The sequence below is a fragment of the Terrabacter sp. Soil810 genome, from assembly GCF_001429645.1.
Lineage (GTDB): Bacteria > Actinomycetota > Actinomycetes > Actinomycetales > Dermatophilaceae > Terrabacter.
The window spans coordinates 562,436-587,402 of sequence record NZ_LMSW01000011.1 but is presented as its reverse complement, the minus strand read 5'-3'; the positions used below and the strand labels follow the sequence as shown (position 1 = coordinate 587,402).

Below are 24,967 nucleotides of genomic sequence, written 5' to 3'. Positions count from 1 at the left end.
TCAGTTGGGTCAGTCGGGGTCGATGAGCCGCTGGCGCACGGCATACATGGCTGCCTCCATGCGTGAGTGCATCTGCAGCTTGTCGAGGATGTTGCGGATGTGGTTGCGCACGGTGTTCTCGGAGATGAACAGCTCGGCGCCGATCTCGCGGTTGAGCTTTCCCTTGGCGACGCGCTGGAGGATCTCGAGCTCGCGCTGGGTCAGCCGCGGCAGCTCCAGGCCGGGCGTCGGCGCCGGGGGGACGTCCTTCTGGCTGATCGCCTTGAACTCCTCGAGCAGCTTGGAGGCCATGAGCGGAGAGAGCAGGGACTGACCCTGGAAGACGCCGCGGATGCCGGCCGCGACCTCCTCGGGCGGCACGTCCTTGAGGAGGTAGCCGTTGGCCCCGGCGCGGACCGCCTCGAAGAGGTTGGCCTCGTCGTCGGAGCTCGTCAGCATGAGGATGCGCGCCGAGGGGACCCGCTGCTTGATGACCCGGCACGCGTCGATGCCCCCGCGCTTGGGCATGCCGACGTCCATGACGATGACGTCGGGCAGGATCTCCTCGGCCTGGTCGACCGCCTCGACCCCGTCGGCGGCCTCGCCGACGACCTCGATGCCGTCCTCGGTCGACAGGACGGTCTGCAGTCCCCGGCGGTAGAGGGCGTGGTCGTCGACGATGAGGACACGGATGACGTCGGGGGGCGGGTTCACCCCTCCATCTTGGCCCAGACCACGGACACCGCGCCCGCCGGAGGCCCCGCCGCGCCGTCGGGGCACCGGGGACCCGTCGGGGCGTCCCCTCGGGAGGGGACGCCCCGACGCCGTCGATGCCCGGGGTGCAGGGGGTTCAGCCCGTGGCGGCGACGGCGGCGTCCGCGTCGGTCTCGAGGTGCAGCACCCCGTAGCTCCAGCCGCGTCGCCGGTAGACCACGCTCGGGCGGTCGGTGTCGGCGTCGTGGAAGAGGAAGAAGTCGTGTCCGACGAGCTCCATCTGGTTCACGGCGTCCTCGAGAGACATGGGCGCGGCCGTGTGGATCTTCTCGCGGACCTCGATGGGAGAGTTGCCGAGCGCACCGAAGCGCTCGAGGTCGTCGACGCGGCCCTCACCGGAGTCGCCGGAAGCGGCGTCGCCCCGGGCGGACCCGTTGGCAGAGGCGTCGATGCGTGCGGTCGCCTGCGCGACCGACTCGGGGATCCGTCGTCCGCGGCTGACCTTGCGCTTGTCGTGCACCCGCCTCAGGCGGTCCATGAGCGTGTCCACGGCCGCGTCGAGGGCGGCGTACTTGTCGTCGAGACAAGCCTCCGCCCGGATCACGGGGCCCTTCGCGTGGCACGTGATCTCGACCTTCTCGGACCCGCGGGCGACCCGCTCGTGGGTGACGACGACGTCGATGCGGTGCACCTTGGGCGCGAGCGCGGGCACCTTGGCCAGTCGCTCGTCGAGCTGCTCACGGAATCGGTCGGGGATCTGGACGTGGCGTCCAGTGACGACGATCTCCACGGTTCCTCCTTGATCGCGCACGTCTTCTTCGTGCGGTGCAGTGAGAGTGTTTCCGGGCCTCTGGTCACCTAGGACAGGCCCGCGGTCGACGCGGCACCACCCCTTCCTGTCGATCACGTCCCGGGGAGGCGGCCGGCAGGCCGTTCCTCGTGGGACGGGGGTCCATGACTCGACACTACTTGGGCCGCGGGCCCACTGGAAGGCGTGCCGGACATCCCCCGGCAACATCACACGCACGGCGCCCGCCGGGCCACCCCCACCCGCCCCGGGTCATCCACGGGTCCGCTGGGTGGCGGCCAGCGAGGCCCCCATGACGGAGCCGGCGCCCGCGGCTCGGAGCGCCCTGGCCGCCTCGGCGAACGTGGCACCGGTGGTGACCACGTCGTCGACGAGCAGGCAGCGCCGACCCCGGATCACGCTGCGCCACAAGGGGATCACAGACAATGCCCCAGCGAGGTTCCCGCGACGCTCGACCGTCCCGAGCCCGGACTGGTCCTCGACCCGGCGCACGTGGCGCAGGGCCGGGGCGACGCGCAGCGCGGGTCCCGGTCGGTCGGCGAGCTGCGCCACCGCCGCCTCACACAGTCCTGTCATCGGTGTGTCGCCGCGTTCGCGCACGGCGCGCCGCGAAGAGGGCGCGGGCACGACGAGGACGGCTCCCCCGTCCCAGCCGGCGCCGGCCAGTGCTGCGTCGAGCGAGGTCGCGAGCAGGGGCACGAGCACGGCCTCGAGGTCGCGGCGGCCGGCGTCCTTCCACGCCGACACCGCGGCCCGGAGCGGGTCGGCGTAGACACCCCAGGCGTGCACCGGCGGCATGCCGTCCGGGACCGGGTGCGGGACGACCCAGGGCCCTCCCCCGTGCACGCGGGCACCGGTCGACACCACGGGCGTACGCGTGGAGTGCCCGCGCGCGTCCCGTGACGCCGCGGCACCGAACGCCAGATCGGCGAGGGCACGTCGGCAGCGTGCGCACCAGAGGCTGCCCGGGCGCAGGCACCCACCGCACTCCCGTGGCAGGACGAGGTCGGTGAGGGCGCTGTCCCGCACCCGGGCCAGGGCGCCCGACAGGACGACCCGCACGGACCGTCCGACGGCTCCGGCCCGCTCGAGGCGTGACGGGCTCCCCGGCCCCGGCCCGCGATGCCCTCGCACGGCTCCAGCCCACCGCACGGGGACCCGTCGGTCGAGGCAGCCTCCCGCCCCTGGGGACGGTAGGCGTCACCGCCGAGGGGCTGTGGACGGGCGGAGGGCGCCGCTCAGCCGCCGGGGACGAGGACGTCGCTGCCGCGCTCGATGAGCGGCCAGTTGGAGCCGGCCCTGGCGAGCACCCGGTTGTCGCTCGTGACGATGATGAGGCCGCGTGGACCGCCGACGGTCGTGATCGTGACGGCACCGGGGACGGGGCTCAGACGCGCTGCCCCCGAACGGGTCCCGTCGACGCCGGCGCCGATCGTCGCGAGCCAGGCGCGCATCGCGTCGCCCTTGCGCACCTGCCCCAGCACGGCGTAGCTGACCGGGTCGAGCCACGTGACGTCCTGGATGCGCGTCAGCGACTGGGCCTGGCGCAACGGCTGCGACAGTCCCTCCGGCTCGCCGTTCGTCGCCCGGACGATGCCGCTCAGACCGAGCTGCTCGTCGCCCCCCGAGCGGTCGGTCGTGACGACGAGCACGCGCGTGGCGTCGGCCGCGACGGAGATGGACTTGACCCGGCGGTCCCCGAGCCACGGCGTGCTGATCGGCTTCGGCGTCGAGTCGGGGTCGCTCGAGACGGAGTCGAGGACGAAGACCCGGTTGTCGCCGTGCCCGTCGCTGCCCGCGATCCACAGGTAGCCGTCGGCGTCGTAGACGGGCCGGATCAGCGACGCGGCGAACGGTGCCACCGACCTCGGCTGCTCGGTGGCCTTCCAGATCGACAGGTCCCGGCGGTTGGCCGACACGGCCGCGACCTGCTTGCCGTCGACGGACAGGGCGAGGGTGCGCCACGTGTCGGGGATGCGCGCGACGTCCCCGTCCTTGGGCTTGAGGTCAGGTCGCTTCGCATCCTGGGTGTCGGGCACGTAGCGCGGGTCGAAACGGCGGAGGGCGTCGCCCGTGCGCAGCAGGGCCGTGTCGAGGAAGGTCTTGGGGACGAGGCCGTAGCCGAGCTCCGACGCGGACGCCACCGAGGTCACGCTGCCGGGCAGCTCGAGCTGGGTGCTGTCTACCGCCAGCGACACCGAGCTCACCGACGAGATCTGGCTCAGGGTCTTGCTCAGCTGGGCCCACATCGCGGCCCGTCCGACCGGGTCCGCGGACAGGGCCTCGCTGCTGAGGTTGACCTGGGCCCTGCCGTTGACGACGGGGACGGCGTTGACGGCCAGACGGGTGCCCGCGGGCACGCCCGTGGTGACGGCGCCGGCGAGGTGACCGGGGACGGCGCTCAGCTGGGCGCGGGCCAGAGTGGTGGCCAGCCGGGTCCCGATCGGGAACCACCGCGAGTCGGGCACGAGGTCGCGGCCGGTGCGCGTCACGTAGTGGACGACGCGGTTGACGTAGACCCGGTTGAACTGGTCGTTGTCGAGCCACAGCCCGAAGCCCGTGCTGGGCAGCTCGACGCGCCACTCACCGCCGACCTTGGTCAGGCCGAGGATGACCTTCTCCCGCGCGCCCGGGGGCTGCTCGACGTAGCGTCCGTCCGGCGTCAGCCGGGCGAGCCCGGCCGCGCTGACCTCGACCGTGTCGTCGGTCAGCCGTCGCACCGTGAGGTCACCGTCGTAGACGACGACGTCCTCGCTCGACCAGCGCCACAGGTCGACGGACTGCGGCACGAGGAACGACCGCCCGGTCGCGTGGGTCTCGTCGGTGTCCTCGCCGGCACGGAGGAAGCCGCGGACGACGGCCTCCTGGCTCGCCCCGTCCACCGGACCGACGGCCACGACGCGGACCGGCTCGTTGAGGACCTCGCCGAGCGCGCGCCCCTCGACGACCGGGCCAGTGGCGGGCAGGCCGCCGCAGGCCGCGAGGGTGGTGGATGCGACGAGCAGCAGCGCCGCGAGGCCGCGGGCTCTCACGGGGCACGCTCCACGACGATGCGTCGCAGGCGCACCGTGTCGTCGTCGGCAGGCTGGTCGGGACCCGACGAGCCGGGGCGGCCCGCGGTGTCCATGGAGTCGTCCCGTCCGGCCGCGCGTGCCCGGGCGGCCTCGGCTGCGAGCGGGCTGAGCGGCAGCGGCGAGCTCGTGATGGTCGCGTCGGCCTGGCGCGGCAGGGTGAGGCGGAAGCACGACCCCTCGCCCCGGGCGCCCCAGGCCTCGAGGCGGCCGGCATGCAGCCGAGCATCCTCGAGGGCGATGGCGAGGCCCAGGCCGGTGCCGCCGGTCGTGCGTGCTCGGGCGGGGTCGGCCCGCCAGAAGCGGGTGAAGACGAGTGCCGCCTCGCCCGGACGGAGCCCGACACCGTGGTCCCGCACGGTCACTGCGACGGCGGAGTCGTTGGAGCCGATCGTCAGCTCGACGGGCTTGCCCTCGCCGTGCTCGACGGCGTTGGACACGAGGTTGCGCAGGATGCGCTCGATGCGTCGCGAGTCCATGTCGGCGACGACGGGGCTCGAGGGTGCGTTGACGACGAGCCGGGTGCCCTTGCGCCCGGCCAGGGTGCGGTGGGCGTCGACGGCGCGCTCGACGCAGGCGCGCAGGTCGCTCGCCTCGACTTCGAGCACCGCGGCGCCGGCGTCGAAGCGGGAGATCTCGAGCAGGTCGCTGAGCAGCGACTCGAAGCGGTCGAGCTCCCCGCGGAGCAGCTCGGCCGAGCGTGCCACGGTCGGCTCGAAGTCGCCGCGTGAGTCGTGGATGAGGTCGCCGGCCATGCGGATCGTCGTGAGCGGCGTGCGCAGCTCGTGCGACACGTCCGACACGAAGCGCTGCTGCACGCGCGAGAGGTTCTCGAGCTGGGCGATCTGCTGCTGGATCGAGGCGGCCATGCCGTTGAAGGAGGTGCCGAGGCGCGCGAGGTCGTCCTCGCCCTTGGCCTGCATGCGCTCGTTGAGGTTGCCCTCGGCGAAGCGCTCGGCCACCGCGGCGGCGCGACGCACCGGGTCGGCCACGAGGCGCGTCACGACGAAGGCGATGGCACCGATGAGCAGGATCAGGGCAGCCCCACCGAAGAGGAACGTCTGCCCGATGAAGCTGATGATCTCGCGCTCGCGGTCCATCGGGTAGATGAAGTAGAGGCCGTAGTTGCCCGCCACCGGGAGCACGACCTTCTGGCCGACGATGACGGCCGAGATGCTGTCGCTGCCCTCTTCGATGGTCGCGACCTGCAGGTGCTGTCGCTCGGGCTGGGCCGCGACCTGCTGACGCAGCTCGTCCGGGATGAACCGGACGCCCACGCTTCCGCTCTCGATCGGCCCGACGATGAACGGCGACCTGTTGTCATCGAGGCTGGTCAGCACGACATAGCGGGTCTCGTTGCCGGCGTCGCGGCGGTAGGTGTTGATCAGCGTCGTCGCGAACTGCGTCAGCTTGGCCTGCGTGTCGGTCTGGTCGGTCGAGTCGAACTGTCCCTGCGCGTCGGTGGCGTCGCGCAGGCTGTCCTCGGACGCGATGCGCTGCCGGCTGTCGACGAGCCCCTGCGCGATCGAGCCGTAGAGGTAGGTGCCGACCGCGGTGAGCACGAGGATGCCAAGCAGCATCGTCACGACGACGACGCGGAAGCCGAGCGAGGCCCGCCAGAGATGGAGCAGCCGGCGCCACGCGCCACGCAGCGCCGAGCCCACCCGCGAGGCGAGGCCCGCGGGTCCGCTCCGGGCCGCGCGTTCGGTCATGTCAGGTCGGCCCGGCCTTGTAGCCGACACCACGGACGGTCACGACGATCTCGGGCCGCTCCGGGTCGTGCTCGATCTTGGAGCGCAGTCGCTGCACGTGGACGTTGACGAGGCGGGTGTCGCCCGCGTGGCGGTAGCCCCAGACCTGCTCGAGGAGCACCTCGCGGGTGAACACCTGCCACGGCTTGCGGGCGAGCGCGACGAGGAGGTCGAACTCGAGCGGCGTCAGCGACAACGACTCGCCGTCGCGCTTGACGGAGTGGCCGGCCACGTCGATCTCGAGGTCGCCGATGGACAGCTTCTCGGGCGCCGGCTCGTCACCGCGGCGCAGCCGGGCGCGGACGCGGGCGATGAGCTCCTGCGGCTTGAACGGCTTGACGACGTAGTCGTCGGCGCCGGACTCGAGACCGACGACGACGTCGACGGTGTCGGTGCGTGCCGTGAGCATGACGATGGGCACCCCGCTCTCGGCGCGGATGCGGCGGCAGACCTCCATGCCGTCGAGCCCCGGGAGCATGACGTCGAGCAGCACGAGGTCGGGCCGCGACTCACGGAAGGCGCCGACCGCCTCGGAGCCGTCGGCCACGTGCGTGACCTCGAGCCCCTCGTTGCGCAGCACGATCCCGAGCATCTCGGCGAGTGCGAGGTCGTCGTCGACGACCAGTACCCGACCCTTCACGACACACTCCTTCCCGGGACCCGCGGACCACGCGCCCCGTACGTCCTGACCAAATCATCACACACGCCTGACGACCTGCTGACCGTCCCGAGCCCGTATGCCGTCCGCGCACCCTCCGCGGCCGCCTCCCGAGAGCGCGCCACGCGGCCTCCGGCCTCGGACGGGACGAGGGGCCCCGACCGTGGTCGGGGCCCCTCGTCGAACGGCTCGGCGCAGCCGCTCAGCTCTGCGTGACGTACCACTTGCCGCCGATCTTGACGGCCTTGAAGCTCGAGACGACGTCGGCGGCGAGGGCCGGCTCGGTCGTGACGCTCTCGAAGGTGGCGTTGTTGCCGTTGACGGTGGCGCCGCTGATCTTGAGGCCCTGGAAGGCGGCCCCGAGCTCCTTGATCTGGTCGAGCATCGGGGTGATCGTCTTGCCGCACGCTGCGGCTGCGCCCGGGATGCTCGAGATGGCCTTGCCGCCCGTGGCCATGAGCTCGCACACGGTGTTGCCGTCGCCGGCCACCATGGCGCCGAGCCACGAGGTCATCGCGGCCTCGGGCGTCGACTGGTCGACCGGCCCGGCGGTCGCGCCGGGCGTGCCGGTGCCGGTGCCCGTGCCGGTGGCGCCGGTGTCGTCGGTCGTGCCCGACGACATCGTGTCGGACGGAGAGGTCGCGCTCGAGGTCGAGCCGACCGCTGAGGTCGGGGTGGCCGCCGGGTCGACGGACTTCGAGCAGGCGGCGAGCGAGACGGAGAGGGCCAGTGCGAGTGCACCGGTCAGGAGCTTCTTCATGGAGGGTCCCTGCCAGACGGGTGGTCGGTGAGTCCCCCGATCCTCCCACGGGACGGGGCTCCCGGAGCCGTGAGGGGCGGGGCGCGACCTGCTCCCGGGGATGCACGACGCCGGGCGCCAATCCCCCCCAAAAGCCCCCGTGCGGTCCGGCGAGCGGGGATGATCGCCCGGTGACGAGCGACACGAGGGGAACGACCCCGGCCGCCGCGCTGGACCCGCAGGCCGGACCTGCCGCCGGCGCAGCGGGCGGCACGCCCGACCGCACCTCCGGCGGCACGCCCGACGGCTCCTCCGGCGGCACCCCCGAGAGCGGTCAGGAGCCGGCACCCCGCGGTCGACGTGGCCCCCTCCCCCTCGGCGTGCGCCAGGCCCTGCCGGGGCTCGTGATCCTCGTCGCCGTCATCCAGATCGCGCGTCCGGTCGGGGATCCCGACACCTTCTGGCACCTGGCGGCTGGCGACCGGCTCCGCGAGACGTGGACCTTCAACGGGCCCGACCCGTGGAGCACGATGTCGACCCAGCCGTGGCGGCTGCACGAGTGGCTGCCCGAGCTGCTGATGAGCGTCGTCCAGCAGCTGCTCGGGCTGCCCGGTGTCGCGTGGCTGCTCCCGCTCGGCGGTGCCGCCATCGGCCTCACGCTGTGGCGCGCGACCCGGCCGCGGGCCTCGCTGCTCGCCTCGGCCGCCGTGACGTCCGTGGCCCTCGTCGCGATGAGCCAGAGCCTGTCGCTGCGGCCCCACCTGCTCTCCTTCGCCTTCGCGGTGGCGTTCACCGCCGCGTGGCTGCGCTCGGCCGCCGACGGCCGCCCCAGGTGGTGGCTCGTGCCGGTCACGTGGGTGTGGGCCTGCACGCACGGCATGTGGTTCTTCGGGGTCGTCATCGGCGTCGTGGCGCTGGCCGGGATCGCCCTCGACCGTGCCGTGACCCGTCGGCAGTGGCTGCGGCTCGCGCTCGTTCCCCTCGCCTCGGTCGCCGCGGCCGCCGTGACCCCGACCGGACCGGAGCTGCTCCTGTCGCCCTTCGCCGTCAACGAGACGACCCAGTACATCGAGGAGTGGATGCCGCCGTCGCTCCACCAGCCCGGCTTCCTCGCGTTCCTCGCCCTCGCCGGCACCGTCGTGCTCGTGTGGGCGCGGTCGCGATACCGCGCCCGCTGGACCGACATCCTGCTCGTCGGCCTGGCGATCGGGCTGGCCCTGCTCTACAGCCGCACCGTGGCCGTCGGTGCCGCCGTCATCGCGCCCGTCGCAGCAGTGACCATCCAGGGCCTGCTCCCACCCGACCGGGAGCCGGTGACCCGGCGCGAGGTGGGCCTGACCGTCGGGCTGACGGCCCTCGGCCTGCTCGTCGCGGCGCTCGTCCTCCCGACCAGGGCGGCCGTCCCGGCCTGGGGCGCCAACGACCTCGACACCCCCCTCGGCGCGCTGCCGCAGGGCACGGTCGTCTGCAACGACTACGGGGTCGGGGGCTGGCTCATCTGGCGTCACCCGAACGTGCGCCCCACCATCGACGGTCGCGTCGAGGTGTATGCCACCGGGCACGTCAAGGAGCACATCGACTTCGAGCGGGCCGCCCCTGGCTGGCAGGACTACGTGCGCCGGACCGGGTGCACCTACGCGCTGCTGACGAAGGGACAGCCGGTCGTCGAGGCCCTGACCCAGCAGGCCAGGTGGACCGTCGTCCAGCGCGGCTCCGAGTACGTCCTGCTCCGCGCGCCGCTCTGACGGCGAACACCTCCGCCCCGGACGTACGTATGCCGCCCACCTCCGTGAGGTGGGCGGCATACGTACGCCGTTGCGTGCCGTCCCGATGCGGAGCGGCGGTGCGGGTGGGCTCAGTAGCGGTAGTGCTCCGGCTTGTACGGGCCGGCGATGTCGACGCCGAGGTACTCGGCCTGGCCCTTGGTCAGCTCGGTGAGCCGGACGCCGAGGGCGTCGAGGTGCAGGCGCGCGACCTTTTCGTCCAGGTGCTTCGGCAGGGTGTAGACCTGCTTGGCGTAGTCGCCGGTCTTGGTGAAGAGCTCGATCTGGGCGATCGTCTGGTTGCTGAAGCTGTTGCTCATGACGAAGCTCGGGTGGCCGGTCGCGTTGCCGAGGTTCATCAGGCGACCCTCGGACAGCACGATGATCGAGCTGCCGGACGTGAAGGTCCACTCGTGGACCTGCGGCTTGATCTCCGTCTTCTGGATGCCGGCGACGCGAGCGAGGCCCGCCATGTCGATCTCGTTGTCGAAGTGGCCGATGTTGGCCACGATCGCCTTGTTCTTCATCTTCGTCATGTGCTCGGCCGTGATGACGTCGTAGCAGCCGGTCGTCGTGATGAAGATGTCGGCGGACTCGACGACGTCCTCGAGGCGGGCGACCTGGAAGCCCTCCATCGCGGCCTGCAGGGCACAGATCGGGTCGATCTCGGTGACGATGACGCGCGCGCCCTGGCCACGGAGGGACTCGGCGCAGCCCTTGCCCACGTCGCCGAAGCCGGCGACCACGGCGACCTTGCCGCCGATGAGGACGTCGGTGGCGCGGTTGAGACCGTCGATGAGCGAGTGGCGGCATCCGTACGTGTTGTCGAACTTGCTCTTGGTCACCGCGTCGTTGACGTTGATGGCCGGGAAGAGCAGCTCGCCGGCCTCGGCCAGCTGGTAGAGGCGGTGGACACCGGTCGTGGTCTCCTCGGTGACGCCCTTGATGCCGGCGGCGACCGTGGTCCACTTCTGCGGGGCCGTGGCGAGCGTCTGGCGCACGAGCTCCTTGAAGACGCCGAACTCCTCGGAGTCCTCCTCGGTGGTCGGCGGCACCTGGCCGGCCTGCTCCCACTCGCGGCCCTTGTGCACGAGCATCGTGGCGTCGCCGCCGTCGTCGAGGATCATGTTCGGGCCCTCGCCGCCGGGCCAGGTGAGGATCTGGTCGGTGCACCACCAGTACTCGGGGAGCGTCTCGCCCTTCCAGGCGAAGACGGGCACACCCTGGAGGTCGTCGGCCGAGCCGTGCGGGCCGACGACGACGGCCGCGGCGGCCTCGTCCTGCGTCGAGTAGATGTTGCAGGAGGCCCAGCGGACCTCGGCACCGAGCGAGGTGAGCGTCTCGATGAGCACGGCCGTCTGGACGGTCATGTGGAGCGAGCCGGCGATGCGGGCGCCCTTGAGGGGCTGGGCCTCGGCATACTCCTCGCGGATCGCCATGAGGCCGGGCATCTCGTGCTCGGCGAGTCGGAGCTGGTGTCGGCCGGCCTCGGCGAGGCTCAGGTCGGCAACCTTGTAGTCGAAGGACATGAGTGATCGTTTCCTTTGATCGTCGGTGTGCAGACCCGGCGCGCCCCTCTGGGCTCTTGTGGCGGGTCATCACCCACGCCGGCAGTCGCCCAGTCTAGCGGCGCGCCCGACGGGCCTCGAATCACCTGTCGAGCCCTGAGCGTCGTCCGTCTCCGCGCTCTCTGACGGCATACGGGGCGTGGTCGACCCCGAGGTGTGCCGCTGGACCCCGCACGCGCGTCAGTGCGTGGCCGCGGCCTCGTCGTGCTTCTTGCGGCGCGGGAGGACGTGGAGCACCGCGACGACGACCGCGCCGACCACGAGGCCGATGAGGGCCGAGGCGAGCGTGTTGACGACCCACGCCAGGAAGCCGCCGATGCCGGCGACCCCGGACACGCCCTCCTCGAGGTGGTGGACGACGTCGTAGAGGGCGTGCCAGCCGAGCTCGTCGACGCCGACGAGGAGGATGTGGCCACCGACCCACAGCATCGCGGCGATGCCGACCGTCGACAGGACCGAGAGCAGCTTCGGCATCGCCTTGACGAGGCCGCGCCCGATGCGCTGCGAGGCGCCCGACTCGCGCTCGGCGAGGTGCAGGCCGACGTCGTCCATCTTGACGATGAGGCCGACGACGCCGTAGACGAGCGCCGTGATGAGCAGCGCAACGATGACGAGGATGATGAGCCGCGAGACGAACGGCTCGGTGTCGACCTCGTTGAGGGCGATGACCATGATCTCGGCCGACAGGATGAAGTCGGTGCGGATCGCGCCGGAGACGACGGCCTTCTCGTCGACCTCGCCGACCTCGGCCTCCTCCTCCTCGTGTCCGGCGACGATCTCCCAGACCTTCTCGGCGCCCTCGTAGGCGAGGTAGGCGCCGCCCACCATGAGGATCGGGGTCAGCAGCCACGGCAGGAACTGGCTGAGCACCATGATGACCGGGAGGATGATGAGCAGCTTGTTGCGCAGTGAGCCGAGGGCGATCCGCTTGATGATCGGCAGCTCGCGCTCGGGTGCCAGCCCCTGCACGTAGCGCGGGGTGACGGCCGTGTCGTCGACGACGACGCCGGTGGCCTTGACGCTGGCCTTGGCGGCGGCCGCACCCACGTCGTCGACGGACGCCGCCGCGAGCTTCACGAGTGCCGCGATGTCGTCGAGTAGGGCTACGAGTCCGCCTGCCATGGCGTCATCCTAGGGTGGTCTGGGAGCCGGCTGGGAACGCGCTCAGGCCGGTGCGTCGAGCTTCAGCCCGAGCAGCGCGTTCTCGACGACCTCCGCCAGGGCCGGGTGGATCCAGTACTGCCCGCGGGCCAGGTCGTGGACCGCGGTGCCGAACGCCATGCCCTGCACGAGGGGCTGGATGAGCGAGGTGGCCTGGGCGCCCATGAGATGGGCGCCCAGGAGGAGTCCGGTGTCGGGGTCGGCCACGAGCTTGCAGACGCCCGTCGTGTCCTCCATCGCCCAGCCGTACGCCGTGTCGCCGTAGGCCTGCACGTATGCCGTGTGGGCCAGCCCCTGGTCCACGCACTCCTGCTCGGTCAGGCCGACGGTGGCGATCTGGGGGTGGCTGAAGACCCCCGACGGCACGTTGTCGTGAGGCAGCCGGCGCAGCTCGTCGGGGTGCACGAGGTTGTGCGCGATGGTCCGCGCCTCGGCGTTGGCCAGGTGCTTGAGCTGGTGGGGCGCACTGATGTCGCCGAGGGCCCACACCCCGGGTGCGCTGGTGCGACCCCAGGCGTCGACCTCGACGCGCCCGTCGTCGAGCAGGCTCAGGCCACCGGCGTCGGCTCCGAGCCCCGCGCTGTTGGGACGGCGACCGGTCGCGACGAGCAGGAGGTCGGCGTCGACGACGGCCGTGCTGTCGAGGTGGAGGCGGACCCCGGCTCCCCCGTCGCCCCGCTCGAGACCGACGACGCTCGTGCCGGTGCGCACGTCCCACTGCTCGCGGGCGAGGTCGGTGAAGCGCTGCGCGATCTCGGTGTCGAGGTGACGCAGCAGCAGCGAGGAGCGCGCGACGACGGTCACGTGCACGCCGAACGAGGCGAAGACGTGCGCCATCTCGGCCGCGATGAAGCCGCCGCCGATGATGGCTAGCCGCTCGGGCAGCGCGTCGATGCGCATGATCGTGTCGGAGGTGTGGAACGGCACGCCCGCCTCGGTGACGACCTCGGGGATGACCGGGTGGGCGCCGGCGGCCACGACGACCTGGTCGGCCGTCAGCGTCTCCTCGCGTCCCTCGCCGAGGTCGACGGTGAGCGTCCGGTCACCCGTGAAGCGCGCATGCCCGAGGTACGCCGTCGTGTTGGGACCCTCGACGCGGTAGCGCCGGCCACCGTCGGAGATGGGGTCGATGCGCCCGAAGACCCGGTCGCGCACGTCGGCCCAGCGCACGCCCTGCAGGGTGGCGTCGACGCCGTAGCGGCCGGCGTCGCGCACGTCTCGGGCCATGTCCGCGGCGTAGACGAACATCTTCGTCGGGATGCAGCCGACGTTGAGGCAGGTGCCGCCGAACGTCCCGCCCTCGATGATCGCGACGCGCTTGTCGTCGAAGTCGGGCGTCACGAGCGAGTTGCCCGATCCGCTGCCGATGATGGCCAGGTCGTAGTGCTCCGTCACCGTGGCAGCCTACGTGGCACACCCGGCCGAGCCGGGACGGCATCCGGTCCCGTGCGGCCCGCCCACGGCATACGCGGCCGGTCGTCTCCGGGGGCTCAGGTGTCCCGGGCCCCACGCAGCAGGCGGACGTGGGGCGACGTCGCGGGGTCGAAGCCGAAGCCCAGAGCGAGGTAGGTCGCGGCGAAGTCGGTCAGGGCGACGTGGTGGGCGAGGCGCAGCAGCGGGTCGGCTGCGGGGGCGTCGACGAGCGACACCCGGACCCCGGCGTCCTCGGCGACGGACACGACGGTGTCGGCGAGGCCGTGGCCGTCCCCGGGCGAGGTGTCGCGCAGCATGATGAGCCGCAGCGGCGGCCGGCTCGGGCCGTCGAGAAACGGGTCGGCGAAGATGTCGTCGCTCCCACCGCCGCCGGACTGGCCGGGTGCCAACGGACCGTCGAAGCACGCGACGATCTGGCTGGCCGCGTCGGGCAGGGCGCCGTGCGCGACGGGCACCCGACCGGTGCGACCGAACATCGCGGCGGCCCGGCGTGCGGTGACGTCGCCGAAGGGGCCCTCACCGAGGACGATGGGCGTCGACTCGGCCAGCTCGGTCGCGAGCACCTTGGCGGGGTTGACGAACGACTCCGACGAGGGACGCGCGTCGGTGGCCGTGCGGTCGAGGAGGTCGGCGAGCTCGGCGAGCGTCTCCTGGCTGACGGACGCGATGCCCATGGCGTCGGCAGCGAGCAGGGCCGGCGTGGCCTGGGCCCACACCGACGTGCGGGAGGACGAGCCGCCGACGGCGATCGGGACGTGCACGCCGTGGGCACGCGCGCAGACCTCGGCCAGCGGCGACTCGCCCGCGCCGACCGTCACGAGGAACGCACCGCGCCGGGCCGCCTCGGCTGCGAGGGCGAGGGTGCCGGCCGCACGACCGGACTGCGACACCGCGATGACGACGTCGAGGGCCCCCACCCAGCCGGGCAGCGACCCCGACGAGCAGCTCTGGACCGGCAGCGCCGACGCGCCGCGCGAGACGGCCTCGAAGAGGTCGGCCACGGCGACCGACCCGCCGGCGGCCGCGACGACGACGCCGCGGGGCTCGACGTCACGCAACCGGTCGAGACCGGCCTCGGCCGACGCGGCGACGGTGCGGCGCACCTGGGCGCCGGCGCCGGCCAGGGCGCGCAGGGTGTCGCTGGAGTCGAGGGAGGCGAGGGCACCCTCGTCGTCGAGGCGGGCTTCGTCGAACACGGCGCCCACGGGCCTCAGCCGTCGGTGCGTCGGGCGAGGTCGACGAGGAGGACGGGGACGCCGCCCTCGACGGGGTACGCGAGGTGGCAGGCGTCGCAGCGGAGCTCGGCGACCTCGGCGTCACCGACGACGTTCACCGCGTCGGTGAGCTCACCCTTGCACTGCGGGCACCGGATGATGCCGCGCAGCCACGGCTCGATGGTCTGCTGGCTCTGGCTCACGAAGCGTCTCCTGCGTCCTGGACGGTGGTGGACCCGGTCTCCTCGGGAGCGTCGGGTGCGTCGGGGGTGTCGGCGCCCGACCGGATGAGGGCGAGCAGCTCGTCGCGCACGTCCTGCATCGTCTCACGGTCGGCGGCCTCGACGTTGAGCCTCAGGAGCGGCTCGGTGTTGGAGGCGCGCACGTTGAACCACCACATGGGGACGTCTCCCTCGGGGCTCGTGACGGTGAGCCCGTCGAGCTCGTCGGTGCCGGCCCCACGCACCTGGGCCCAGGCTCGCACCTGCTCGACGACGGCGGCCTGGTCGGTCACGGTCGAGTTGATCTCGCCGGAGGCGACGTAGCGCTCGTACTCGTCGCAGAGCTCCGACAACGGGCCGTCCTGCTCACCGAGGGCGGCGAGGACATGCATGGCGGCGAGCATCCCGGTGTCGGCGTACCAGAAGTCACGGAAGTAGTAGTGGGCCGAGTGCTCGCCACCGAAGACGGCTCCGGCGCGGGCCATCTCGGCCTTGATGAACGAGTGACCGACGCGCGTGCGCACCGGCGTCGCGTCGTGCTCGACGACGATCTCGCGCACCGCGGCGCTGGAGATGACGTTGTGCACGATCGACACCTCGGTGTCGCCGCCCTCGCGGGCCCGGAGGATCTCGCGGATCGCGACGAGGCCGGTGACGGCACTCGGCGAGACGGGCTCGCCGTCGGCGTCGACGACGAAGCAGCGGTCGGCGTCACCGTCGAAGGCGAGGCCGATGTCGGCGCCGTGCTCGCGTACGGCGGCCTGGAGGTCGACGAGGTTGGCCGGGTCGAGGGGGTTGGCCTCGTGGTTCGGGAAGGTGCCGTCGAGCTCGAAGTAGAGCGGGACGATCTCGAGCGGCAGCTCGGGCAGGTCGGCGCCCGTGCCGAGCACGGCCGGAACCGTGTGACCGCCCATGCCGTTGCCGGCGTCGACGACGACCTTGAGGGGACGCGAGCCGGACAGGTCGACGAGGCCGCGCAGGAAGGCAGCGTAGTCACCGAGCAGGTCGCAGGTCGTCACCGACCCGGGACCGCCGGCCGGGTGGGCCAGTCCGGTGCCGCCGTCGAGCAGCCACTGGGCGAGGTCGCGGATCTCGGCGAGACCGGAGTCCTGGCCGACCGGACGCGCCGCCGAGCGGCACAGCTTGATGCCGTTGTACTGGGCCGGGTTGTGGCTCGCGGTGAACATGGCGCCGGGCAGGTCGAGGGCGCCACTGGCGTAGTAGAGACCGTCGGTCGAGCAGAGCCCGATCACGGTGACGTCCACGCCACGCGATGTCACACCGGCGGCGAAGGCCGCGGAGAGCTCGGGCGAGCTCGGCCGCATGTCGTGGCCGATGACGACGCCGCTCGCGCCGTCAGGCACGGCGACGACCTCGGCGAACGCGGCACCGATGGCGTGGGCCACGTCGGGCGAGAGCTGGTCGGGCACGATTCCACGTACGTCGTAGGCCTTGACGAAGTCTGCGAGGTGGGGCACGCCGAACACCCTAGTGGTCAGGAGTCCTTGAGGATGCGCAGGTGTCCGCGGCGGCCGGACTCGACGGCGCCGGAGTCCGCCTCCGCGTCGGCCTGGCCCCGAGAGGTCGTGCGGGCCTCCCCCGGGCGGCTCGTGCGCGGCCGGCCGGCCTCGCGCACGGCGTCGGCCAGCGCCAGGAGGTCGTCGGCGGCCAGGGCCGGCTCGGGGAAGTCGCCGCCCACGCGCACGACCTCCCAGCCACGGGGAGCCGTCATGCGCTCGGCGTGCTCGCGGCACAGGTCGTAGGTGTGCGGCTCGGCGTACGTCGCGAGCGGACCCACCACGACCGCGCGGTCCGCGTAGGCGTAGGTCAGGGTCGCGACGGCGGGACGGGCGCATCCCGTCTTCGAGCACCCACGTGTCAGACCCACGATCCGGGACTCTAGTCCGCCCTCCGGAAGAGGACGAATCACCACGCCGTCGGATCACGAGATCACCGAGGGCGTATGCCGTCGGGTGGCGTCACGCGTCCCGGCGCCGGTCGATCTAGAGTGGGCTCGTGGACACCGCCTCGCCCCGCACCCCCGGGCGTCGACGTCGGCGTGACCGGCACGGCCGCGGCCGACGTGGACCACTGGCCTGGCCGCCCGTGCCCGCCATGACCTCGCGCCGGGACGAGTTCGACGACTTCGTCCTCGACGCCGCGGCCCGACTCGAGGCGACGTGCGGGCGTGCCTTTCCCGCAGTGGAGTTCGCCGTCGAGGACGTGCCTCGCGGACCCGCCCCGTGGGACCACCGCGAGGTGCCGCTCGGCCGCCTCTACCCGGCGACGAGCGCGCGTACGGCGCGGATCGTCGTCTACCGCCGCCCCGTCGAGACGCGGGTCACCGACCGTCGTGACGTCGCGGCGCTCGTCGCCGACATCGTGACGGAGCAGGTCGCCGGCCTGCTCGGGGTGTCGCCGGAGGAGCTCGACCCCGGCTTCGGGGAGTGACGGACCGCTGGTGCCCCACCGGTCCGTCACCGGGCCTCCCTCGCACATCGCCGTGACGCCCCGTCACCGTGGCCCCCGTCCGCGCTAGTTGCGCACCTGACGCACCGGCACCGACAGGGCCCGCACCGGCGCGTCGCTGAGCGAGGCGACCGAGAAGAACGGCACTCCCCTGTCGACGCCTGACACGGAGACGACGCCGCGCAGGAGGCCCTTCGTCGGCACGACCCACACGCCGTCGGCGTCCTTCGCGTCGACCGCCACGGTCGTCTCGGCCGGCACGTCCACCGTGGACACCTGCGCGCCGTCACCGGTGCCGAGGCGCACCTGTGCCGTGGCGGGAGACGAGCCCGCCGTCAGGAGAAGGCGTTTCGTCGTGCCGTCGAGCCCGGGGAGCTGGACTCCGGCGACGCCCCGAAGAGGTGGCGTCGCGGGCGTCCAGGCGAAGTCACCCATCTGGTCGCCGGTGGTCGACCGTCGCTCGGTCCACGCCGCCGCCACGAGCGGATGGTCGGACCGGACACCCAGGCCCATGGTGGCCGTGTTGGACGGGACGCCCACGTCGAGCGTCGAGCCGGCCGGGACGCGGACGGCCCTGAGGCCCTCGGGCTGGACCGCACCCTTGTCGGTGAGCAGGCGCACCTGGGCCAGGGCCTCGGTGTCGCCGGGGTTGGCGAGGCGCAGCCAGATCCCGCCGCCGGTCTCGACGCCGGGCACGACGAGGTCGGTGCTCGGTGACGCAGCCCGGGTCGAGTCGTCGATGCCGCGGCCGGTCGCCCCGAGGATCCACTGCTCGTCGAGCACGGCCGACACGACCCCGCCGATGGCAGTGACGTGGACGACCGGCCCGGCCTCGTCGGGGGCGACGGCGTCGAGCGACACGACCTCGCGCGACAGCGGCGGGATCGAGATGCTGCGTTCGCCGGCCGCGTCGACGGGGCCTCCGCGCCCGAAGGCCTCGAGCGAGACCGACACGGCGTTGGCGCCGGGGTTGTTCACGATGATGCGCTCGGTGCGAGAGGGTCCTCCACCGCCGCCGACGAGCCAGACGTCGGACGACGGAAGCTGGCACGGTGTCACGGCGAGGCCGCGGTCGTCGTCGCCGCTGTGGCGCCACACCTGCGTGGCCACGAGCCCGGGGGCGAAGGCGCCCCTGGCCTTCGCGATGACGACCTCGGGGGCCGAGACACCGGCCGAGGCCACCTCTCCCCGGTCGGACGTCTGGGCCAGTCCGGTGGACGACGGGCCGGCGAGCAGCTGCACCGTGCCGGAGCCGCCGACCGGCGCCCCAGCGACGACGCCCTGGTCGGGGGTCGCGGCGGCGACCGTGACGGTGCCCGTGACGTCACGCAGCCCGGTGGCGCCGAGCCGCTGCTGTCCCGGGCACACGAGAGAGGCCTCGTCGAGCAGGACGTTGGACGACTCGGGCAGGCCCGCCTGCTGACCCGGGGTCGCCAGCTGCAGCGAGCCGCTGACGCGGGTGGCGCCGAGCGCGAGGCCCGCGGCCACGAGCGCCACCGACCCCGCCCTGACCATGCCGGACACGTTGGTCATGTGCGCCTCCTCGAGCGTCGGTTGCCGAAGGGCACGGCCATGAAGACCACGAATCCGAGCAGCAGACCCTGCCCGAGGCGCCACCACGGCTGTGCCGCAGCGAGATCGATCTCGAGGTCCCCCGAGGTGGCGGGCACGGCATACGTCGGCTGGGCTGCGCCGGCCACGGGCGGCAGCTCTCGTCCGTCGAAGGTCACCAGCGCCTGCTGCGACCACTCGGCGGGCTCGGCGAGGACGACGAACCGGGCTGCGGAGCCGGCGGTGGCGGCAGGCAACGTCGTGCTCACCGCGGCGTGCGGCCCCGAGGTCGGCACGACCCGCAGCAGCGCACCGTCGCCGTCGACGAGGCGGGCTCGCGATGGCGCGGTCGCCGGGGCCCCGCCGTCGGCGGCCGGCAGCGGCTGGACCTTCCAGAGGATGCCGCGCTCGCTCGTGCCGAGACGGCTCAGCCCCTCGGAGGAGTCGAGCCGACGGGCGAGGGCGGAGTCGGCCGTCGCGCGCACCTGGACGAAGCCGACGCCCAGGCGGGCGAGTGCGGTCGAGTCGAGGGAGTCAGCCCCACGACCGCCGACGAGGTTGGCCACCGCGTCGACGAGCGGGGCGTCGTCGGCGTCGGGGGTGCGGTCGAGGTCGCGCAGCACCTCTCCCGGCTCCTGTCCGGCCAGCACGAAGTCGACGACGTCGTCGGACGGGCGCAGGAGCAGCAGACGGTTGCCGAGCGGGCCGCTCCCCTGCTCGAGCGCGACGGCGGGCAGGGTGGCCTGTCCGACCGAGAGCGTGCGACCGATGCCCTGGAACCCCCAGGCGGCGGCGCCGGCCAGGACGGGGACGACCGCCAGCGTCGCGGCGGCGACGGCGGCCGCGAAACCCCAACGGCGGCCGGGTCGGCGCAGCGAGGCGAGCACGGGCCTGCTGCCCGCCAGCACGCCCACGAGCAGGCCGGCCAGCCAGAGCTGGATGCCGACGCCGGCCCAGAGGTGGGCCGCCGCGGACCGTCCGACGCCGGTCTCGGCCGAGCCGAGCACGACCCGCTCCGACACGAGGGCGCAGGCGAGCCCGACCAGCGCGAGGAGCCCGCCGGCCAGCAGTCCGACCGACTCGGCACGGCTGCGTCCGCGGGTCGCGAGGCCGACGATCCCGAGGAGGACGAGCGGGGCCCACAACCACATGGCCCAGGTCGTGGCGCCCGGCTCGCCGAGGACGTGCGCGAGCACGCCCCACGGGCCGCGGGCCTCGGAGGTGGTGACGAGACCGGGGCCCGACAGGAGCAGGCGCGGGTCCTCGACGAAGCGGGCCACCCACGGCCCGAGGAGCGCGGTGGGCACGACGAGCAGGACGAGCGCCCGGGCACGACGCAGGCCGGGGCCGAGCACGAGGAGGAGCAGGGCAGCCACGACCGAGAGCGCGAGCAGTGGCGGGGCGAAGGCCCCGAGCACGGCGGTCGCGAGCGCCGTCGCGAACGTCGCCGTGAACGTGCCGTCACGACGCGCCGCGAGGCAGTAGCCGGCGAGGACGAAAGGCAGGAGCACGTGCACGACGGCGACGCCCACCCGGCCCTGCGAGATGCCGGTCGCGGCGACGCCGGCCGTCCCCCACGCGAGGGCGGCCAGAGCCCGAGCCGGCCGCGACGAGGTGACGACGCGTCCGGCGAGGTAGGCGGACCACGTCGCGAGCACGGGGGTGAGGAAGAGCAGCCACGCGAGCGTCACGCCCGCACTCGAACGGCTCTCGGCGACGCCGGGGACCCGCTCGGCGAGCCAGGTGAGGGCCGAGAGGACGGCGAGATGGGGTCCGGACTCGGCGCCGGTGCCGAGGCCCGCGCCGTGCCAGGCGTCGCGGAAGGCGTGCCAGAGGCCGGACGCGTCGGTGGTCAGGGGCCGCAGCTCGCCACCGGCCACACCGGCGTTCGTCGGCGACAGGGCGCCGGCGCGGATCGCGTCGCGCCAGGCCACCGTGGTCGCGACGAGCACGGCGAAGACGGCGAGGAAGCCGGGGTGGGTGACGATGCGACGCGGCAGCGAGGCGGGGAGGTGGTCGAGGGACTCGGAGTCTTCGGCGACGGGACCGGTCTCGGTGGTGACCGCCGCCTCGCGGCGGGCGCGGGTGCGCTCGGGCGTGATGGCGTCCTGGATGTGGTCGATGGTCGTGCGGGCGGCCACCGCAGGGGCGACGAAGAGCGTGCCGAGGTGGTCGCGACGCAGTCGTTTGGTCCGACGTCCGCGCCAGCGGGCGCCGAGGGTCGCGACGGGGTGCAGCAGCGCGCCGACGTCGGTGAGCTCGCGCCAGGCCTGCCTGGGGCGCTTGGCCACGAGCAGGGTCAGTGACGACACGACGGCCGACAGGGCCATCCAGACGGCGAGGAAGGGCGCGGCCAGCGGCGAGCACCGGGCCAGCGTGACCTGCCGGGCCGCCCGGCGGCCGCGGCGTTCGAGCTCGCGCGGCCGGGCGACACCGGGTCGCTCGCCGTCGATGCCCGCGGAGGCGTCGCGCACGACCGCTCCGGGCACGACGATCACGCGGTGGCCGGCGAGCTGCGCCCGCCAGCCGAAGTCGAGATCGGCTCCGTGCTCGACGAACGCGGTGTCGAAACCGCCGATGTCGTCGTAGGCGGAGCGTCGCACGAGCATGCCGCTCGTGCTCACCGCGAGGACGTCCGCGCGGTGGTCGTACTGGCCCTGGTCGGCCTCCCCGCGGACGGGCGAGGCGAGCCGGCGGCCCGTGCGGGTGATCTGGATGCCCATCTCGACGAGCCGTCGCGGGTCGTCCCAGTCGACGATCTTGGGGCCGGCCACCCCGACGGACTTCGACCGGAGCCCGGCCTGGAGCAGCTGGGCCAGCGCGTTGCCGCGCGGCACGGTGTCGTCGTGGAGCACCCACACCCAGCTCGTCGAGGCATCGGCACCGACGGGGAGCGCGGCGATGCCGGCGTCGATGGCGCGACCGATCGGGACGCGCCCGTCGAGTCGGACGATCTCGACGGACGGGATGGCCCGTCGCACTCCGGAGTGGGCGCGCGCGATGGCGTTCGACGTGTCGCTGCTCGCGACGTCGACGATGACGAGCCGCGCTGGCGGCAGTGTCTGGGCGGCCAAGCCGTCGAGACACTGCGCCAGCCACGCAGCTCCGTTGTGCACGACGACGATCGCGTCGACCGTTCCGTTCGGTCGCTGCCCGGTGGAGGGAGGGGCGGACAACGACACGGACGACGCACTCCCCGCGCCAGCGGGGGTGCTCAGGTCTTCGGCGAGCTCGTCGGGCACAGCGGCTACCTGCACCCGGACACCTGCGAGGTGCCGGGGTGGAACCTCACGATCAGACCGCGCGCTTCTTCAGCTTGCGGCGCTCTCGCTCGGACAGTCCGCCCCAGATGCCGAATCTCTCGTCATTGGACAGGGCGTACTCGAGGCACTCGGACCGCACCTCGCAACCCACGCAGACCTTCTTGGCCTCGCGCGTGGAGCCGCCCTTCTCGGGGAAGAACGCCTCCGGGTCGGTCTGGGCGCAGAGCGAACGCTCCTGCCAGGAGAGCTCACCCTCCTGCTCGCCCGTGTCCGACCAAACCACCATCAACTCGTGCATGACCCCTCCTCGACCCTGACTGCACTTTGTGTCAGCACTGTCGCACCGAGCGGCACCGTTCTCCGGAGGTTCTGGACAAATACGTCCATTCATCCCAGTGATCCAACCCCGACCGAATACAACAATGAAATTACATGCGTGTCATATGCCCCACGTCAAGCCCGTTGGTGATATTCGCAGGTTCGAAATGCCGGGGCCGACCCCGAACGACGTGACGGGGACAGCCTGCTGAGAGGATCGGCGCATGCGCATCACCGCCCTGGCCGGAGGAGTCGGCGGCGCCCGGTTCCTCCGGGGCCTGCTCCACCACGCCCGACTGACCTACCCGCTGGTCCCCGATTCCGATCCCACGGATCCGCTCGAGCTCACCGTCATCGGCAACACCGGCGACGACATCACGCTCTTCGGGCTGCGCGTGTGCCCGGACATCGACACGCTGCTCTACACGCTCGGCGGCGGCATCCACGAGGGCCAGGGCTGGGGACGCGCCGACGAGTCGCACCACCTCGCCGCGGAGCTCGCCGCCCTCGGCGCCGAGCCGCAGTGGTTCACGCTCGGCGACAAGGACTTCGGCACCCACGTCTACCGCTCACAGTTGCTCGGCCAGGGTATGCCGCTGAGCGCGGTCGTCGACCGCCTCTCCGCCCGCTGGGGGCTCGGTGAGCTCGGGGTCCGCCTCCTGCCGATGACCGACACCCCGGTGGAGACCCACGTCGTCGTCGAGCAGGACGGCGAGCAGCGCGCGATCCACTTCCAGGAGTGGTGGGTGCGCCACCGCGCCGAGCTGGCGGCCGACCGCTTCGTCGTGGCCGGTCTCGACCGCGCCACGCCGGCGCCGGGCGTCCTCGACGCGATCCGCGAGGCCGACGTCGTCATCCTGCCGCCGAGCAACCCCGTCGTCTCGATCGGCATCATCCTCGGGGTCCCGGGGGTCCGCGACGCCCTGCGCGGTACCCGGGCGCCCGTCGTCGGGGTCTCCCCGCTCGTCGGGGGCCGTCCCGTGCGCGGCCACGCCGACGTGTGCCTGCGCACCATCGGCGTCGAGGAGTCGAGCGCCGGCGTCGCCGGGCTCTACGCGGACTTCCTCGACGGCTGGCTCGTCGACGAGGACGACCCCATGCCGGAGCGCCGCGGCCTCGAGGTCGTGCGCCGCCCGCTGCTCATGAGCTCGGTCGAGGCGGCCGCCGACATGGCCGGCGCCGCGCTCGACCTCGGCCTGCGGCTGCGCGCCGAGCGGGCACCGGCGTGACCGCACCGATCACGATCACCCCGCTCACCGGCATACCCGAGGTGTGCGAGGGGGACGACCTCGCCGACGTGCTGCAGGTCGGACTCGACCACGCGGGCGTGCGCCTGCTCGACGGCGACGTCGTCGTCGTCTCGAGCAAGATCGCGAGCAAGGCGCTCGGCCTCGTGACGCACGACCCCGACAAGGACCGCGTCGTGCGCGGCGAGACCGAGTACGTCGTCGCCGAGCGCTCCGTCGGCGACCGCGTGACGCAGATCGTCCGCGCGAAGGCCGGCCCGATCATGGCCGCGGCCGGCGTCGACGGCTCCAACACCGGGGCCCGCGGTGGCTGGCTGCTCCTCCCCCACGACCCCGACGGCGTCTGCGAGCAGGTCCACGACGCCCTCGTCGAGCGGCACGGGGTCCGGGTCGGCGTCGTGCTGAGCGACACGGCCGGGCGCGCCTGGCGCGTCGGCCAGGTCGACTTCGCGCTCGGGGCCCACGGCCTACGTGTCCTCGACGACCTGCGTGGCGGCAGCGACGCCGACGGCAAGCCGCTCGAGGTGACGACCCGCGCCGTCGCCGACGAGATCGCGGCAGCGGCCGACCTCGCCAAGGGCAAGGTGTCCGCCGTCCCCGCCGCGGTCCTGCGCGGCCTGTCCGGGATCCTCGTCGACGAGCCCCTCGAGTCCCATCCGCGAGGGCGCGACCTCGTGCGGACCGGGCCCGGCGACTGGTTCGGCTACGGCCGGGTCGAGGCCGTACGCGCCGCGCTGGGGATCGAGCCGGGCACCCCCGCGGCCGTGGCGGTCGGCGTGGCCCCCGCGGGCGCAGACACCCGCCTCGAGGCGGTCTCGCGCGCGGTCCGCGCGGCGATGCACGGCGTCGAGTCGGGCACCGCCGACGTCGGGCGTCTCTCCGTCACTCTCGGGGCCGACAGCCCCTACGAGCTCGGGCAGCTCGTCACCCGGCTGCGCGCCGCGCTGTGGTGCGAGTGGCTGGTCGCCGACGTCGCACCCCCGTCACCCGACGGGCTCTCGGTGGTCGTCCACGTCTCGGGCACGCACCCGGCCTGAG

General features: G+C 73.1%; 21 protein-coding genes. 4 read left to right on the top strand and 17 right to left on the bottom strand.

Going from position 1 to position 24,967, the window contains the following annotated elements:
• Window positions 1-9: 9 nt before the first annotated feature.
• The 7 genes from ASG96_RS08625 to ASG96_RS08595 form a co-directional block, all read right to left on the bottom strand.
• Window positions 10-693 (bottom strand): response regulator transcription factor, encoded by a 684-nt coding sequence (locus ASG96_RS08625; protein WP_157610749.1) that lies wholly within the window; start codon window positions 691-693, stop codon window positions 10-12.
• Window positions 694-829: 136 nt separating this feature from the next.
• Window positions 830-1,483, bottom strand: a complete 654-nt coding sequence (gene hpf, locus ASG96_RS08620; protein WP_057587738.1) for a ribosome hibernation-promoting factor, HPF/YfiA family — start codon at window positions 1,481-1,483, stop codon at window positions 830-832.
• A gap of 270 nt (window positions 1,484-1,753) precedes the next feature.
• Complete coding sequence (locus ASG96_RS08615; RefSeq protein ID WP_157623037.1) at window positions 1,754-2,635, bottom strand: ComF family protein; 882 nt, start codon at window positions 2,633-2,635, stop codon at window positions 1,754-1,756.
• 104 nt (window positions 2,636-2,739) lie between these two features.
• Window positions 2,740-4,533 carry a GerMN domain-containing protein gene (locus tag ASG96_RS08610; RefSeq protein ID WP_056753317.1) on the bottom strand — a complete coding sequence of 598 codons (1,794 nt, stop codon included), beginning with the start codon at window positions 4,531-4,533 and terminating at the stop codon, window positions 2,740-2,742.
• Complete coding sequence (mtrB, locus tag ASG96_RS24145; protein WP_304437878.1) at window positions 4,530-6,284, bottom strand: MtrAB system histidine kinase MtrB; 1,755 nt, start codon at window positions 6,282-6,284, stop codon at window positions 4,530-4,532. The genes ASG96_RS08610 and mtrB overlap by 4 nt, the downstream gene beginning before the upstream one ends.
• Window position 6,285: 1 nt before the next feature.
• The gene (gene mtrA / locus ASG96_RS08600; RefSeq protein WP_056753314.1) at window positions 6,286-6,963 is read right to left on the bottom strand and encodes an MtrAB system response regulator MtrA; all 678 of its coding nucleotides are present in this window, start codon (window positions 6,961-6,963) and stop codon (window positions 6,286-6,288) included.
• 220 nt (window positions 6,964-7,183) lie between these two features.
• On the bottom strand, window positions 7,184-7,741 hold the full coding sequence (locus ASG96_RS08595; protein ID WP_235506414.1) for a hypothetical protein: 558 nt from the start codon (window positions 7,739-7,741) through the stop codon (window positions 7,184-7,186).
• A 170-nt stretch (window positions 7,742-7,911) separates the two neighbouring features.
• On the opposite strand from ASG96_RS08595, the gene ASG96_RS08590 reads away from it, so the two are divergent.
• Window positions 7,912-9,465, top strand: a complete 1,554-nt coding sequence (locus tag ASG96_RS08590) for a hypothetical protein (RefSeq protein ID WP_057587737.1) — start codon at window positions 7,912-7,914, stop codon at window positions 9,463-9,465.
• Window positions 9,466-9,575: 110 nt separating this feature from the next.
• On the opposite strand, the gene ahcY is transcribed toward ASG96_RS08590, so the two are convergent.
• The 7 genes from ahcY to ASG96_RS08555 all read right to left on the bottom strand — a co-directional run bounded on the left by ahcY (window position 9,576) and on the right by ASG96_RS08555 (window position 16,969).
• Entirely contained in the window at window positions 9,576-11,012 is a 1,437-nt protein-coding gene (gene ahcY, locus ASG96_RS08585; RefSeq protein ID WP_057587736.1) for an adenosylhomocysteinase, read from the bottom strand.
• Window positions 11,013-11,231: 219 nt separating this feature from the next.
• Window positions 11,232-12,173 carry a DUF808 domain-containing protein gene (locus ASG96_RS08580; RefSeq protein ID WP_056753297.1) on the bottom strand — a complete coding sequence of 314 codons (942 nt, stop codon included), beginning with the start codon at window positions 12,171-12,173 and terminating at the stop codon, window positions 11,232-11,234.
• A gap of 42 nt (window positions 12,174-12,215) precedes the next feature.
• On the bottom strand, window positions 12,216-13,607 hold the full coding sequence (locus ASG96_RS08575) for a mycothione reductase (protein ID WP_057587735.1): 1,392 nt from the start codon (window positions 13,605-13,607) through the stop codon (window positions 12,216-12,218).
• 95 nt (window positions 13,608-13,702) lie between these two features.
• Entirely contained in the window at window positions 13,703-14,851 is a 1,149-nt protein-coding gene (locus ASG96_RS08570) for an SIS domain-containing protein (RefSeq protein ID WP_082588524.1), read from the bottom strand.
• Window positions 14,852-14,856: 5 nt separating this feature from the next.
• Window positions 14,857-15,063 (bottom strand): Trm112 family protein, encoded by a 207-nt coding sequence (locus ASG96_RS08565; RefSeq protein WP_056753292.1) that lies wholly within the window; start codon window positions 15,061-15,063, stop codon window positions 14,857-14,859.
• The gene (locus tag ASG96_RS08560) at window positions 15,060-16,568 is read right to left on the bottom strand and encodes a phosphomannomutase/phosphoglucomutase (protein ID WP_057587734.1); all 1,509 of its coding nucleotides are present in this window, start codon (window positions 16,566-16,568) and stop codon (window positions 15,060-15,062) included. The genes ASG96_RS08565 and ASG96_RS08560 overlap by 4 nt, the downstream gene beginning before the upstream one ends.
• 8 nt (window positions 16,569-16,576) lie before the next feature.
• Window positions 16,577-16,969, bottom strand: coding sequence for a DUF3499 domain-containing protein (locus ASG96_RS08555; protein ID WP_056753286.1), 393 nt, complete (start codon window positions 16,967-16,969; stop codon window positions 16,577-16,579).
• Between the two features lie 227 nt (window positions 16,970-17,196).
• Here ASG96_RS08555 and ASG96_RS08550 point away from each other — a divergent pair, with 227 nt between their 5' ends.
• Window positions 17,197-17,532, top strand: coding sequence for a metallopeptidase family protein (locus ASG96_RS08550; protein ID WP_056753284.1), 336 nt, complete (start codon window positions 17,197-17,199; stop codon window positions 17,530-17,532).
• A gap of 84 nt (window positions 17,533-17,616) precedes the next feature.
• On the opposite strand, the gene ASG96_RS08545 is transcribed toward ASG96_RS08550, so the two are convergent.
• The 3 genes from ASG96_RS08545 to ASG96_RS08535 form a co-directional block, all read right to left on the bottom strand.
• Complete coding sequence (locus tag ASG96_RS08545) at window positions 17,617-19,083, bottom strand: DUF5719 family protein (protein WP_057587733.1); 1,467 nt, start codon at window positions 19,081-19,083, stop codon at window positions 17,617-17,619.
• Complete coding sequence (locus ASG96_RS08540; RefSeq protein WP_255359591.1) at window positions 19,080-22,283, bottom strand: glycosyltransferase family 2 protein; 3,204 nt, start codon at window positions 22,281-22,283, stop codon at window positions 19,080-19,082. Before ASG96_RS08540 ends, ASG96_RS08545 begins: the two co-directional genes overlap by 4 nt.
• Window positions 22,284-22,395: 112 nt before the next feature.
• Window positions 22,396-22,662 (bottom strand): WhiB family transcriptional regulator, encoded by a 267-nt coding sequence (locus tag ASG96_RS08535; protein WP_020143018.1) that lies wholly within the window; start codon window positions 22,660-22,662, stop codon window positions 22,396-22,398.
• Window positions 22,663-22,906: 244 nt separating this feature from the next.
• Between ASG96_RS08535 and cofD the strand changes: the two genes are divergently transcribed.
• Together cofD and ASG96_RS08525 are read left to right on the top strand one after the other, a co-directional pair.
• Entirely contained in the window at window positions 22,907-23,911 is a 1,005-nt protein-coding gene (gene cofD / locus ASG96_RS08530) for a 2-phospho-L-lactate transferase (protein ID WP_056753280.1), read from the top strand.
• Window positions 23,908-24,966, top strand: a complete 1,059-nt coding sequence (locus tag ASG96_RS08525) for a coenzyme F420-0:L-glutamate ligase (protein WP_056753279.1) — start codon at window positions 23,908-23,910, stop codon at window positions 24,964-24,966. Before cofD ends, ASG96_RS08525 begins: the two co-directional genes overlap by 4 nt.
• Window position 24,967: the final 1 nt, after the last annotated feature.

What these genes read in the sequence shown, in the direction of transcription:
- mtrB (WP_304437878.1), bottom strand. Translation starts at nt 6,284, where the DNA reads ATGACCGAACGCGCGGCCCGGAGCGGACCCGCGGGCCTCGCCTCGCGG.
- ASG96_RS08595 (WP_235506414.1), bottom strand. Translation starts at nt 7,741, where the DNA reads ATGAAGAAGCTCCTGACCGGTGCACTCGCACTGGCCCTCTCCGTCTCG.
- ahcY (WP_057587736.1), bottom strand. Translation starts at nt 11,012, where the DNA reads ATGTCCTTCGACTACAAGGTTGCCGACCTGAGCCTCGCCGAGGCCGGC.
- ASG96_RS08580 (WP_056753297.1), bottom strand. Translation starts at nt 12,173, where the DNA reads ATGGCAGGCGGACTCGTAGCCCTACTCGACGACATCGCGGCACTCGTG.
- ASG96_RS08550 (WP_056753284.1), top strand. Translation starts at nt 17,197, where the DNA reads ATGACCTCGCGCCGGGACGAGTTCGACGACTTCGTCCTCGACGCCGCG.
- ASG96_RS08545 (WP_057587733.1), bottom strand. Translation starts at nt 19,083, where the DNA reads ATGACCAACGTGTCCGGCATGGTCAGGGCGGGGTCGGTGGCGCTCGTG.
- ASG96_RS08535 (WP_020143018.1), bottom strand. Translation starts at nt 22,662, where the DNA reads ATGCACGAGTTGATGGTGGTTTGGTCGGACACGGGCGAGCAGGAGGGT.
- cofD (WP_056753280.1), top strand. Translation starts at nt 22,907, where the DNA reads ATGCGCATCACCGCCCTGGCCGGAGGAGTCGGCGGCGCCCGGTTCCTC.